This is a genomic window from Streptomyces sp. JN8 (assembly GCF_055808075.1).
Genome location: NZ_CM147852.1, coordinates 7,966,790 through 7,980,074 on the forward strand (window position 1 = coordinate 7,966,790; position 13,285 = coordinate 7,980,074).

General features: G+C 73.7%; 8 protein-coding genes. 4 read left to right on the forward strand and 4 right to left on the reverse strand.

Features of this window, described 5'->3' with window-relative positions; translation table 11 throughout:
- Positions 1-121 precede the first annotated feature (121 nt).
- The 3 genes from ACY0MR_RS35035 to ACY0MR_RS35045 all read left to right on the forward strand — a co-directional run bounded on the left by ACY0MR_RS35035 (position 122) and on the right by ACY0MR_RS35045 (position 4,399).
- Entirely contained in the window at positions 122-1,249 is a 1,128-nt protein-coding gene (locus tag ACY0MR_RS35035) for an NHL repeat-containing protein (RefSeq protein ID WP_473557616.1), read from the forward strand.
- A gap of 265 nt (positions 1,250-1,514) precedes the next feature.
- Positions 1,515-1,991: a hypothetical protein gene (locus ACY0MR_RS35040; RefSeq protein ID WP_473557618.1), complete on the forward strand. Its 477-nt coding sequence runs from the start codon at positions 1,515-1,517 to the stop codon at positions 1,989-1,991.
- 98 nt (positions 1,992-2,089) lie between these two features.
- Complete coding sequence (locus tag ACY0MR_RS35045) at positions 2,090-4,399, forward strand: SpoIIE family protein phosphatase (RefSeq protein ID WP_473557621.1); 2,310 nt, start codon at positions 2,090-2,092, stop codon at positions 4,397-4,399.
- A gap of 96 nt (positions 4,400-4,495) precedes the next feature.
- Here ACY0MR_RS35045 and ACY0MR_RS35050 read toward each other — a convergent pair whose 3' ends face one another.
- Both ACY0MR_RS35050 and ACY0MR_RS35055 read right to left on the reverse strand, forming a co-directional pair.
- A complete protein-coding gene (locus ACY0MR_RS35050; protein WP_473557623.1) occupies positions 4,496-4,828 on the reverse strand; it encodes an STAS domain-containing protein in 333 nt (110 codons plus the stop codon).
- Positions 4,825-9,084 carry a SpoIIE family protein phosphatase gene (locus ACY0MR_RS35055; protein WP_473557626.1) on the reverse strand — a complete coding sequence of 1,420 codons (4,260 nt, stop codon included), beginning with the start codon at positions 9,082-9,084 and terminating at the stop codon, positions 4,825-4,827. The genes ACY0MR_RS35050 and ACY0MR_RS35055 overlap by 4 nt, the downstream gene beginning before the upstream one ends.
- A gap of 295 nt (positions 9,085-9,379) precedes the next feature.
- On the opposite strand from ACY0MR_RS35055, the gene ACY0MR_RS35060 reads away from it, so the two are divergent.
- The gene (locus ACY0MR_RS35060; RefSeq protein WP_361846837.1) at positions 9,380-9,736 is read left to right on the forward strand and encodes an STAS domain-containing protein; all 357 of its coding nucleotides are present in this window, start codon (positions 9,380-9,382) and stop codon (positions 9,734-9,736) included.
- A gap of 91 nt (positions 9,737-9,827) precedes the next feature.
- Here ACY0MR_RS35060 and ACY0MR_RS35065 read toward each other — a convergent pair whose 3' ends face one another.
- Together ACY0MR_RS35065 and ACY0MR_RS35070 are read right to left on the reverse strand one after the other, a co-directional pair.
- The gene (locus ACY0MR_RS35065) at positions 9,828-11,495 is read right to left on the reverse strand and encodes a SpoIIE family protein phosphatase (RefSeq protein ID WP_404084626.1); all 1,668 of its coding nucleotides are present in this window, start codon (positions 11,493-11,495) and stop codon (positions 9,828-9,830) included.
- 11 nt (positions 11,496-11,506) lie between these two features.
- Positions 11,507-13,201, reverse strand: coding sequence for an ATP-binding response regulator (locus tag ACY0MR_RS35070; RefSeq protein WP_473557628.1), 1,695 nt, complete (start codon positions 13,199-13,201; stop codon positions 11,507-11,509).
- Between the last annotated feature and the right edge of the window lie 84 nt (positions 13,202-13,285).

Genomic DNA, 13,285 nt, shown 5'->3' on the forward strand with positions numbered 1-13,285 from the left:
AGGCCCCCTCATCGAACCGCCCGTGAATCGTTGCACGGAATCATGAAACATCCTCCGCGGGTCGGCGCGTCAAAGAGGTGAGAGCACCTACGACACCCGACTCCCCGCGAGGAATCACCTCATGAACCTCTCCCTGCCCCGTGCGGCCACCGCCGTCGCCGTCGGCCTCGCCTCCTTCGTCGCCGTCTCCGCGGCCCCCGCCGCCGCGGAGACACACCAGTGGCGGAACGTCAGCCCGTCCGACAGCGACGGCAGCGTGCTGTTCGACGTCGAGACCGCCGGCGGCGCGACCTGGGCCGTCGGCAGCCGCAGCGACGCGACCACCCGCCCCTTCGCCCCCGTCGCGCTGCGCTGGACCGGCACCCGCTGGCAGGCGCCCCCGCAGCCCGCCGAGCACGGCCGCCTGGAGGACCTCTCGGTCGGTGGGCCCGACCAGGTGTGGGCCGTGGGCACCCGGAACGAAGAGGTCGGCGAGGACGACTGGGACCGGGGGCGCGCACTGCTCCAGCACTGGAACGGCAAGGCCTGGCGCGCGGTCGAGCTTCCCTTCCCGGAGGGTGCTGAGGGGACGTCGCTGTCCGCCGTCGACGTGGACGCGCGCGGCGCGGTCTGGGTGCACGGCGCGTACGCCGACGCGTCGGGCGAGTACCTCCCGGCTCTCTTCCGTGGCAGGGCCGACGGCAGCGGCGGCTGGACCCGGCTGCCCGCCGACACCGGGCTCGCCTGGGTCTCCCAGCTGGAGGCGGGCCCGGGCGGCGTCGTCCTCGCCATCGGGGACGGCGTCTCCCGCTTCGACGGCACAGCGTGGACGAAGCAGAAGCTGCCGAGCGAGCTCGACGGCGCGATGTACGACGGGATCGAGCGGCGGTCGGGGAACGAGATCTGGGCCGTCGGTCACATCCGGGACGAGAACCTGTGGCGCCGTCCCGTCGTCATCCGCTTCGACGGCCAGGCCTGGTCCGTCGTCCGCACGCCCGCCGAGACGGGCCAGCTGTTCGACCTCGCCTTCGACGGCTCCGGCCGCCCCGTGATCGTGGGGGAGACCATGAACCCCGAGGTCAACCCGGCCGGGAACTACGTGTTGACGCTCGGGCCGGACGGCCGCCTGAAGCGTACGGAGAACCCGCGCGGAGCCGGATTCCTCTACGGCGCCGCGACCGACGAGGCAGGACGGGTCTGGACCGTCGGCGGCGCCGCGGGAGCGGACGGCGGCGTCTCCCCCTCGCCGTACGCGGGCATCCGGCGCTGACCGTACGGGGATCGGACAGCCGGACGGAGGCGCTTAGGGCGCGTGGACGGCGGCGACGGCGTGCGGAGGTGCCGTGTGCCGACCGTCCACGAGCCCGAGCGGCTCCCGGCGGGGGCGGTCCGCCCCCCGTGGGCTGGGACGGGCATTTTTCCGGGGTACGGTCGACCCGTCCCGCTCGCGCTCCCGTCGGTGGTGCCTCGGCCCGCGGCGACCCGGAGCCTCGGGGTTCGCGGGCGGGAGCGCATCGATCCGATCGAGGGGGGCCATGACCACCGGCAGTTCCTACGGGAGTCGTCCGGACTACCTGCCCGCGTTCATGAACGACCCCCGTGACGAGGACGGGCGGCAGGTGGTGCGACTGGACCTCGCCGAGAACCGCGCCCTGGCGGCCAGGACGCTGAGCAGGTTTCCGGCCGCTTCCGGCGACGTGATCGACTTCGAGGCCGTCCCGTTCGACGAGCGTCCCTGGTGGGACGATGAGGAGGACTGGTCGAGGACGGCCGCGGCCCTGCTCGCCCCGTACGTACGCCGGGGTGGGCGGGTCGCCGTGATCTGGGGCAACCACCTCATGCCGGCCGTGACCCTGCCGGCCGAGGTCGCGGCGCGGCGCGCGCGGGACATCCTGGACGCGGGGCCGCACTTCTGGATCCATCCGTGGGGTGGATCGACGCTCGTCGAATGCCTCATGGACGGACAGGTGACGGTCGCGACGATCCCGTCGGGTCGAGGCCGGGACGTGTGACGGCACGCGGCCGCCGGGCCCGGGCGTCGCCATCGACCTCGCCGTCGTCGGTGTGCCCTGCACGCTTCCGCCGGGGGTCGTGAGCCAGGATCTCCAGGGTGAGACCGACTCGAGCAGGGGACGACGCCCGCAGGGCGGGCAGCGGGCGCGACGGCGGCGGAACCGGCCTGGCCTGGGCCGTCCTCGTCACGGGATTCACCCTGGGGGTGCTGGCGCCGACCCTGCACAACGCCACCCTGCCCCGCGCCGCCGCCGACCTCGGCATCGACGTCCGGGGACAGGACCTCGCCCAGGTCCTCGTCGTCTGCGCCTCCCTGGCAGGCCTGTTCTGGGCGGGACGGGCCGTCGACGTGCACGGCGCACGCCGCGTCGTGCTGTGGTCCCTGCCCGGCACCTGCGGCGGCGGTCTGCTGCTGGTGACGGCGGCGAGCCCCCTCGCGTACGGCGTGGGGCTGGTCGTGGAGAGCGCCGCGATCATGGGCGTGGTGGCCGGATACGTGGCCTCGGTCCCCGTACTCCACCTGACCGGGCGCCTCGGCCGGGTCGTCGGTGTCTCCTTCGCGGCCCTGGCGCTCGCGCTCGCCTCGGGCGTCGCCCTGGTGCTCGCCGCCAACGCGGCCGGGAACTGGCGCATGGCGGAGGCGCTCCCGCCCCTGATCGCGGCGGGCCTCCTCCTTCCGGCGTTCCGGACCATGGTGGACGAACGGCTGCCGACACGGCCCCCGCCACGGGTCTCCACCGCCTTCAAGGTCGGCTGCCCCGTCGTGGTACTCCTCGGAGGGCTCCTCCAGGCCGCTCCGCTGCGCAGCTGGCTGGACGCCGGCGTGGTGACCTTCCTCGCGGTGACACTGGCGGTCCTCGTGCTCTGCTGCTCGCCCGGCCGAGCTCCCTTCCGGGACCGGCCGCGCCCGGGGCAGGAGGAGGGGCGCGCACGCGCGGAGTCGGGCTCCCGCGTCGCCGCGGCCGTGCTGGCGGGAGGCGTCTGGGGGTTCGGGCAGTCGGCGCTCGCGACGGTGCTGCTGGTGCTGCTGACCGACCGGGGCGGTGCCCAGGGGGAGGCCCTGGTGGCGTGGGCGGGCTTCGGCGTCGGGTTCGCCGCCGCCGGCCTGTACGCGGCCCGCAGCGGGATCACGGTGCGACCGGCGGCGGCCCTCGGACTCACCCTCGCGGCCGTCTGCGTGGCCGTCCTGCCGGTCCTTCCGCACGGGCACAGCACGGTCGCCACCGTGCTCGCGGCCCTGCTCTCGGTGCTGGTCGGATTCGGGGTCGTCCTGCCCCAGGTCCCCGTCGTCACCCGCTACCTCGTGGGGCTGCCCTCGTCGGGGCGCGGCGTGACGGCCACGGCCTATCCGGCCTCCGTGGTCCTCGGCGGGGCCGCCGTCACCGGGATCCCCTACGAAGCGGTGATCTCGCCCGCGACCCGCGACGGCATCCTGGAGCTGCTGTGGATCACGGTCACCGTCCTCGCGCTGGGCGCCGTCCTGCTGGGGAGATCCGCCCTCGCCATCGCCGTGGCGGGCGGGGCCGTGGCCCAGTACGTGCTGGTGACCGTGGTCAGCGAGGAACGGTACGCGCAACGCCCGATCTCCCTGGCCGCGTTCGCCGGGACCGGGGTCATCGTGGGGCTCGCCGTCTGGACCCGCGGTCGCCAGAACGAACGGCTGGCCCGGGCGCTCGCCGCCGCGACCGCCCTGCAGCAGGCGGTTCTGCGGCCCCTGCCGGACCGGACCGGGGAGCTGGAGACGGCCGGCCTGTACCGGCCCGCCACCGCCGACACCGGCATCGGGGGAGACTTCTACGACGTGGCGCGGACCCCGTTCGGTACGCGCATCCTGATCGGCGACGTCCGCGGCAAGGGGCTCCAGGCGGTGCAGACGGTCGCCGACGTCCTGGGCTGCTTCCGCAGTCAGGCCCACGAGACGAGCGGCCTCACCGAACTCGCGGCACGTCTCGACCGGCACCTGGCCCGCGCCGCGTCCTCCCGGCAGGACGGCGAACTCTTCGCCACCGCGCTCCTGCTGGAACACCGCGACGGCAGCGACCACCTCGACGTGCTGAACTGCGGCCACCTGCCTCCCCTGAGCGTGGGCCCCGACCACGAGGTCCGCGAAGTGCGGCTGCCCGCCCTCCTCCCGCTGGGCTTCGGCGGCCTCGCCCCCCACACGGTTCCGTCCCCCGTACGCCTGGACCTCGCCGACGACACCGTTCTGCTCCTGCACACCGACGGCCTCAGCGAGGCCCGCAACGCCGCCGGCGCGTTCTATCCCGTCGTCCCGCGCCTGCTCACGGCACCGACGAGGCGGCCGCGCGACCTGATCGCGCACCTGATGGGCGGCCTCGCGCAGTGGACGCACGACACCGGCGACGACATCGCCCTCATCGCGCTGACCCGCGGGACCGGTCCGTGAGGACGGTGACGGGGGCCTCGCCCGCAGCCCCGCACGCCGCCGTCGTCCCGTCCGGACCGCCGCTCCCCGTCGTCCCGTCCGGGCCGCGGCTGCCCGTCATGCCTCCGGAGCCCCGTGCCGGTCGTCGGGACCCGTCGGGGAGGGGACCTCGCGGACCGTGACGAGACCCGTGAGGCCGGAGATCTCCAGGACGGGCAACAGGAGATCGGTCGCCAGCAGTTCGACCTGCCCGGCGTGCGCGAAGAAGACGCTCAGGGCCGCACTGTCGAGGTACGCGACCTCGGTGAGGTCGACCACGACCCGGTCCGGGAGGGCGTCCAGGGCGGATGCCAGGGCATCGGAGTTGCTCATGTCGATCTCACCGACCGCTTTCAGCACGGCGGTGGCGTCCGGCCGCTGTCTCGACGTGAGGCTGAGGGGCGTGGTCATGAGGTGATCCTCGTATACATCTCGGCTGTGGTCCCGGTCGGTCCCGGGACGATGGTGACCTGGTGCATCAGGGCCCGCATGAGCTTCACTCCCCGGCCGCGCAGCGGATGCGCCTCGGGTGCCGGCGTCTTCCAGCGGCCCGTGTCGGTGACCGTCAGCCGCAGCGTGCTCGCCGTGGCCTCCGCGCGCAGGTGCACGGCGTCACCGGGTGCGTCGCGGTGGCCGTGCTCGATCGCGTTCGCGCACGCCTCGCCCGCCGCCACCAGTACGTTCTGCGCGGTCTCCGCGGGCAGGTCGCACTCCTGGAGCCAGCTGCGCAGCGCCTGCCGCACCGGCGCGAGCTGCGCGGACTCGGCGGGGAACGTCATGCTCAGCGGGACGGGGCGGCGGTAGAGCAGCAGGGCGACGTCGTCGTCGTAGCCGTCCCGCGGTGCCAGATGCCGCATCAGGCCGCCCGCCAGCTGGTCGAGGCTCTCGTCCCGGCCCTCGCGCAGGGTGCGTCCGGCCCGGTCGATGCCCCGGGTCAGCGGGGTGCCGCGGCGTTCGACGAGGCCGTCGGTGTACAGCAGCACGGTGGAGCGGGCCGGGATCGCGCACACGGCCGACGGACGGGGCCGGCCCACCGTGACGCCGACCGGGCGGCAGCGGCCCTGGTCCAGCAGGCGCGTGGTGCCGTCGGGGAGGGTCAGGAGCCCCGGAGGGTGGCCGGCACTGGAGTAGGTCAGGTTCCCCGCACGGTCCAGGACGCCGCAGAACACGGTGCTGCAGAAGGCCCCCGGGATGCCGACCGAGAACTCGTCCAGAGCCGACAACGCCTGGGCGGGCTCCGCGCTCTGCATGAGCAGCGCGCGGCACGCGCTGCGCAGCTGCCCCATCACCGTGGCGGCTTCGAGACCCCGCCCGACGCAGTCCCCGACGACGATGCCGGTCCGGCCGTCCCGCAGCGGGAAGGTGTCGTACCAGTCGCCGCCGACCTTCAGCGGCCGGCTCGCCGGCTCGTAGCGGACCGCGAAACCCTCGGGTACCCGCGAGGGGCCGAGGATGGCCTGCTGAAGGGCGATCGCGGTCCGGCGCTCCTGGTCGATCTGGTGGGCGCGCGTCAGCGACTGGGCGAGGTGTCCGCCCAGGAGGGACAGGGTCAGCTCGTCCTCGCCGGTGAACGGACGGCCCGGAGCGGGGGCGACACGCAGGAGCAGCAGGCCTTCGGGGTGCTCCAGCAGGATGCCCGCCCCCGCATCGGTCGTGAGCGGGGTCAGGGGCGGCTGGTCGCGCAGGTCGCGCAGGAGGCGACGCGTCCCGACGGTGGGCTCCGCCGCGTCGCCCTCCTCGTCGTCCTTCTCCTCCATGACGACCGTGGGCACGCCCTCGTCGGTGAACACGACGGCCGTGACGCGGCGCGCCTGCCACAGATCCCTGAGTCCGCCGAGTGCGCGGCTCAGGACGTCGGTCGGGCTGACGGCCTCGGCCGTGCGGGCGGTGACGTCGGCCAGGGCGCGCTCGCGCCGGGCGGCGTGGTGGTCCGCGGTGACGTCGCGGAAGGTGCCCACGAAGACGCGGCGGCCGGTGTCGGGGTCCTGGAGCCGCGTGCCCGCGACGCTCACCCAGACCCGGTGCCCGTCGCGGTGGGTGAGGGGCAGGGTCGAAGGACCCGGGGGACGGTCCGGTGCCGTCGTCAGGTGGGCGAAGGCGGTCTCGACCTCGCGCCGCTCTTCCGGGGCGGCCTGCGCGTCGGGCCACCACGGGGGAGCGGAGGGGTAGGGGAGCTCTTCCGGCCCGTACCCGAGGATGTCGGTGAAGGCGGCGTTGAGCTCCACGACCGCGCCGGTCTCGTCGCAGACGAAGAACGCCTCCTGGAGGGAGTCGACGAGCGCGGTACGCCAGCGGGCGTGCTGGTTGCGCAGCCGTCCGAGCTCCACGTGGGCGTGCACGCGGGCCAGCAGTTCTCCCGCGGCGAAGGGCTTCACGAGGTAGTCGTCGGCGCCCGCTCCGAGCCCCTCGACGGACGCCTCCTGGCCGGCGCGGGCGGACAGGAGGAGGACGGGGACCGCCGCGGTGCGCGGGTCGGCGCGCAGGGCGCCGACGAGTCCCAGCCCGTCCAGGCGGGGCATCATCACGTCGCTGACGACCAGGTCGGGCGTGCGGGTGCGGATCGCCGCGAGCGCCGCCAGGCCGTCGTTCGCCGTCCGGACCTCGTAGCCGGCGCCGGACAGCAACCGCACGAGGTACTCGCGCATGTCGGCGTTGTCGTCGGCGACGAGGACGTTCGGGACGAGGGGCGCCGCCGGGCCCGCCGTCTCCGCCCGCCGGGCGGTGGATCCGGCGGATCCGCGCAGAGCCGGCGCGGACGCCGGCGTCTCGTCGAGCCAGCGCAGGGCCTCCTGGACGTACGGCTCCGCCGCACTCCTGGTCGCCTCGGTCCGGAGCGGCCCCGGCGGCCGTACGCCTGCCGCGACCGGTGCGCCCGCCGAGTCCGAAGGCCGTGCGGGTGCGTCGGGGAGGACGACCGCGTCGGCGGGCAGGTGGGCGCTGCCGAGGGGGAGGCGGATCGTGAAGCTGCTGCCGCGTCCCTCGACGGACCGCGCGTCCAGCGAACCGCCGTGCAGGGCCACCAGTTCCCGGGCGAGCGCGAGCCCGATGCCACTGCCCTCGCCGGAGCGCGCGCGGCTGTTCTCGACGCGGTGGAAACGCTCGAACAGGCGGGGCAGTTCATGGGCGGGCACACCCACGCCGGTGTCGGTGACGCTCACCACCGCCTCCTCGCCGTCGGCCCGTACGCTCACGGCGATCGTCCCCTCGAAGGTGAACTTCAACGCGTTGGACAACAGGTTGAGCACCACCTTCTCCCACATGTCGCGGTCGATGTACACCGCGGCGTCCAGCGGGCGGCAGTCGACGCGGAGGCCGAGCCCCGCCCGCTCGACGGCGGAGCGGAACACGCTGGCGAGGTCGGCCGTGACCGTCCCCAGATCCACCGGCTCGTAGCGGGCCTGCATGCGGCCCGCCTCGATGCGGGAGAAGTCCAGCAGGGTGTTGACGAGCCTGCCCAGGCGCAAGCCGTTGCGGTGGACCATGTCGAGTTCGGCGCTCATGGCGGTCCCGGCGTCGTGGGCGAGGGAGCGCAGCTCCTCGACGGGGCCCATGATCAGGGTCAGCGGGGTCCGGAACTCGTGGCTGATGTTGGCGAAAAAGGCCGTCTTGGCGCGGTCGAGTTCGGCGAGCTGCTCCGCCCGCTGCCGCTCGGCGCGGTAGCTCCGGGCGTGGGAGATCCCGGCGGCGAGGTACCCCGCGACGAGTTCCAGGAAGGCCCGGTAGGTGTCGTCGAGCGGCCGGTAGCGGTTCAGGCCGACGACCAGGAAGCCGTACGGGGCGGTGCCCTGCCCGAGCAGGGGGAGCAGCAGGGCCTGCGTCGGCGGGGCGGACCAGGCTCCGGAGGGCAGGTCCGTGTGCGTCGGACCGTCCAGCGCGACCAGGTCGGGAGTGCCCTGCCCGGGCCCTCGCGGCGGCCACGGCGCCGACGCGTCGCCGGCGTCCAGCAGCGGGGGAGCGGCGGGGTGTCCGGCCGCGACGCCGGTGGCCGCCGCCAGCCGGGCCGAGCCGTCGTCCTCGAAGAGGTACGTGAGGGTGAAGGGCAGGTCCTTGTCGTTGAGTTCCAGTTGCCGCCCGGCGAAGGCGACCATCTCGCGCTCGGTCAGCAGCGCGCGGGGGTCCGAGCCGAGGTCGCGCAGCGTGCTCATGCGGCGCTCGGCGATGATCCGGTCGGTCTCCTCGCTGACCACGCAGAGCACGCCGGCCACCCGGGCCTCGTCGTCGCGGAGCGGGCTGTACGAGAAGGTGTGGTAGCTCTCCTCGGCGAACCCGGAGCGCTCCAGGAACAGCAGCAGCCCCTCGTCCCACGTCGCCTCGCCGCCGGCGAGGACGTGCTCGACCCGGTGGCGGACGTCCTGCCACACCTCGGCCCACACCTCGCTCACCGGGCGGCCCAGCGCCCAGGGGTACTTGCCGCCCAGCGTGTCGCGGCGGTAGGCCGCGTTGCAGAAGAACGTCAGCTGCGGACCCCAGGCCATCCACATCGCGAAGCGCGACGACAGCAGGATGCTCACCGCGGTCCGCAGACTCTGCGGCCAGGTCTCCGGCGCGCCCAGGGGCGTGGCCTCCCAGTCCACCGCCGACAGGTCCCGGCCGATCACCTCGTCGGCCGCGAACACCTCGTGCACGGGGGCCCGGGGGGTCAGGGCCTCGTCGCTGTCACCGCTCACGGGTGGCCGACCTCCTGGGTGCCGACAGGCACGCTCCTGCTTCTCGGACCGCGGGGATCACGGCTTGGGACGGGTGCGCGCCCGGGCCGTGCCGTACCGCGTGGTGACGCGATGCCCCGGTGCGGCGTGCCGCCGGGGCCCGGCGCCCCGGGATGTCCGCGTGATCCGTAGGATAAGTCTGCAATTGCACAGACCGGGGCGGGTACACGGTTCGCGTGGCAGAGTTCCTCCTGCCGACGCGCAGGCGGTGCCGCACCCGCGCCATCCGTACGCCCCGAGCCGCACAGGAGATCCGGTGACCGACCACGCCCTCACCGTCAGCCCGCAGGACGACGCTTCGGGTGCCCGCGTCCTCGTCGTGAGCGGGGATCTCGACTACCACTCGGCTTCCGTCCTCTCCGGCGCCTTCGAGGAGCAGGGGTTCGCTCCAGGAACGCGGTACGTACTCGATCTGACCCGGCTGATGTACTGCGATTCCACGGGGATCACCGTCATGCTCAGCGCCTACCAGCGGGCGCGGGCCGCCGGGTGCGGGATCGAACTCGCCGGGGTGAACGAAGACCTGTCGCGCGTCTTCCGGATCATGGGCCTGGACCAGGTCTTCACACTCGTGCCGACCCTGGACGAGGCTCTCGGCAGGCCCACCTCCTGACGACACCTGCTCACCGGGGCGGCTCCGCGGCACACGGGTGCCCCGTGCCGCGCCGTACGCCGTCGGTTCGCCGGTCACCGCGGCCGACCCGTCAGCAGGACGGGCCCGTCACGCGCGCCGCCATGAGGGCGACGTCGTCCTCGCCATCCGGAGGGAAGGCGGCCAGCAGCCCCTCGCAGATCTTCTCGACGTCGGTGGGCAGGTCGCCGAGGGCGCCGGCCAGACGCTTCAGGGACTCCTCGATGTCCTCGTGACGGCGCTCGATCAGCCCGTCCGTGGTCATGACGAGCACGGACCCCGGCTCGACCGCCACCTGGACCGGGGGCGGCTGCGGAAGCCCCAGGCCCAGGAGCGGGCCGTGGTCCTCGACGAAGCGCACACCGCCTTCGGGGGAGCGCAGGAGCGGCGGCAGATGACCGGCGTTGGAGATGTGGAGCGTCCCGGTGCTCTCGTCGATGAAGACGATGCAGAGGGTGAGCGTGAGGCGGGCCTCCACCGCGCCGAGCAGGTTCTCCACCCGTTCGAGGATCGCCTGCGGCGAGTGCCCCTCGATGGCGTAGGCGCGCAGGGCGTGCCGGACCTGCCCCATCAGCATGGCCGCGTCCAGGGAGTGCCCCGCGACGTCCCCGACGGCCAGCAGCAGCCCGCCCCGGGTGGGAAGGGCCTCGTAGAAGTCGCCGCCGATCTCCGCGTGTTCACTGGCGGGCAGATAGCGCACCGCGAGTTCGGCCAGGGCGGACTGCGGCAGCGAGTCCGGAAGGAAGCTCCGCTGGAGGGTCAGGGCCAGGTCGTGTTCCTGGGTGTAGCTGCGCAGGGCCTCCAGGGCGAGTGCGCAGGCCTGCGCCAGCTGGGTCAGCAGCTGGGAGTCGTCGGGCGTCGTGACCGCGTCGGCGGGCACCACGAGGCAGACCGGCGGCCGGCCCGGCTTCGCCCGCGCCGCGGCCACGACGAGCCCGCTGCCCGCGAGCCCGGCGGGGAGCCCCGGCCAGGCGTCGCCCTCCATCGAGAAGAGGTGCGAGCCGGCGCGGTCGCCGAGCGCCTTCGACAGGGTCAGCTTCCTTACGTCGACGAGGACGTCGCCCTCCGGGGCCGAACCCCCGTCGTGGTCGACGGACGGAACGACCGCCGCGGCCCGACCCGGGGCGCCCTTCCCGGTCGCCGAGATCGGGTCGCCGTGCGGGGAGACGAGCGCCGCGACGGCGGTGGTGCCCAGCACGACGGCCGCCCCCTGGGCCGCCGCCCGGGCGACCTCCGCGGCGTCCTCCGCGCTGTAGAGCTGGAGCGTGGCCTTGTTGAGGTGCAGCAGACGGTCGGCGAGGCGTTCGGCCCGGCGGCGGGCGCGGGCGTAGCGCAGGGTGGCCCCGACCGTCGCGAGGAGCTCGTCGGGCGCTATCGGCTCGGTCAGATAGGCGTCCGCGCCGCGGTTGAGGCCCTGGGTCCGGTCGGTGGTGGTGATCGCGGACGCCGAGACGTGGATGACGGGCAGCGCCGCGGTCGCCGGGTCGCCCTTGATCCGCTCGCACACGTCGAAGCCGGTCATGTCGGGCAGGCGGACGTCGACGATGGTCACCTCCGGCAGGGACGCGCCGGTGCGGAGCATCGCGAGCGCCTGGGTGCCGTCCTCGGCCTCGACGACCTCGTGTCCCGCGCGGGACAGGGTCGTCCGCAGCACGTAGCGGTTCGTCGGGTTGTCGTCGACGACGAGCACGGTCGCGGTCGAGTTGTCCGAGTAGTCCGGACTGGACGGATCGGGGATCACGCGGTGGTCTTTCATCTCTCGGGGGCGGCGTCGGTCACCGGGGCCGGGTGGCCGGCGGAGGACGGGTCGAGGCCCAGGGCGAGCAGGATGCGCTCACGGGTCAGGTGCGTCTTGCTCAGGACGGACCGCGCATGCGTGAGCCGCGTCCGGTCGACCTCGCTGGGATCGCTGGAGGTCAGCACCACGACGGGGACGCGGGCGGTCAGCGGATCCCGGGCGAGGGCCGTGAGCAGCGCGTACCCGTCGGGAGGGGGCATCACGAGGTCGACGAGGATCGCGTCGGGCGGGGAGCCGCGGACGAGGTCGAGCACGCGGGAGCTCTCCGTGACCTCGGTGACGTCGTCGGCCAGGCTCGCCAGGGTCGGGCGCAGCAGGTCGAGGAAGGTCGCGTCGTCGTCGACGACCAGCAGCGAGCCCAGGGTCGCGGGTGCTCCGGCCGTGCCGTCCTGACGTCCGGCCGGCTCCACGCTCTGGGCGTCGAGCCGGGCGGGGATCTCCACCCGGACGACGGTTCCCTCGCCCGGTGCGCTGCTGAGCGTGAGCGTTCCGCCGAGGATCGCGGTGAGCTTGCGCGCGTAGGGCAGCCCGAGCCCGGTGCCCGACTGCCCGCGCTGATGCGTCCCCCGGACCTGGTAGAACTCCTCGAACACCTGCTCCTGCTGATCCAGCGGAATGCCGATGCCGGTGTCCGTGGTGGTGAAGACGAGCCAGCTCCCCCCGTCCCGCTCCTCGCGCTCGACGGTGAGCCGGACCTCGCCCGAGGTGGTGAACTTGAGGCCGTTGGACAGCACGTTGCGCAGGACGCGGGTCAGCATCACGTCGTCGGTGACCAGGCACGGGGGATCGGTGAGATCGGGGATGTCGAGACGGACACCCTCGTGCGCCATGCCTCCCAGCGTTCCCCGGAGCTGGTGCAGCATCGTCCGCAGATCCGTGTCCACGGCGGACGGTTCGAGGCGCCCCGACTCGGCCTTGGCCACGTCCAGCAGCTCCTCGACGAGCGCTAGGAGCGTGCTCCCGGAGCTGGCGATCAGGGAGAGCTGCTGACGTTGCTCCTCGGTCGTGGGATCGGCGTCGGGTGCCAGGAGCAGCCGGGCCAGCGCGATGACGGAGTTCACCGGGGCCCGCAGCTCGTGGCTCACGTTCGCCCAGAACCGCGTCTTCGCCTCGCTGGCCAGCCGCAGCTGACGCGACTTGTCCTCCAGCTCGGCGTAGAGCGCGACGACGCCCGTGTTGGTCTCCTCCAGCTCCGCCGACAGCTCTCTGTAGAGGGCGACCACGCCCTTGTTGGTCTCCTCCAGTTCGGCGTTGAGTCGCTGCAGCTCCTCCTTCTGCGCCCTGGACTCCTCCAGGGCCTGCAGGAGCTGCCGGTTCTGCGACCGCAGCTCCTCGGTCATGCTGAACTCGGCCGGGCCGTTGAGCTGCTCGCGGATCCGGTCCAGACGCTCGCGCGTGAGGTCCTCTGAGGAAGGCAGTCGCTGTCCCACCGTCAGCGTGTTTCCTTCCTCCGAGGTGGTGTACGTGCACTGGTCGAGCAGCCGCTCGGCGGCCCGCAGCGTCGAGGCGTCGGGCCGGCGCTCGCCGGACCAGGTGAAACGGGCGAGCAGGTGCGGGGCCTGCCGGTGGCCGGGCGCCGCTCGCAGGAGGACCCGGAACTCCGGAGATCCCAGCAGATCACGTGCCACCTCGCTCAGTACCGTCACCACGCGGACTCGTTCGTGCCCCTCCAGTCCCAGGGCTCTGCTCAGCAGCTGTCCCTGACGCCGGAGTTCAAACACGTCTCTGTCGAC

Coding starts and splice junctions, on each gene's coding strand:
- ACY0MR_RS35035 (WP_473557616.1), top strand. CDS start 122: ATGAACCTCTCCCTGCCCCGTGCGGCCACCGCCGTCGCCGTCGGCCTC.
- ACY0MR_RS35040 (WP_473557618.1), top strand. CDS start 1,515: ATGACCACCGGCAGTTCCTACGGGAGTCGTCCGGACTACCTGCCCGCG.
- ACY0MR_RS35050 (WP_473557623.1), bottom strand. CDS start 4,828: ATGACCACGCCCCTCAGCCTCACGTCGAGACAGCGGCCGGACGCCACC.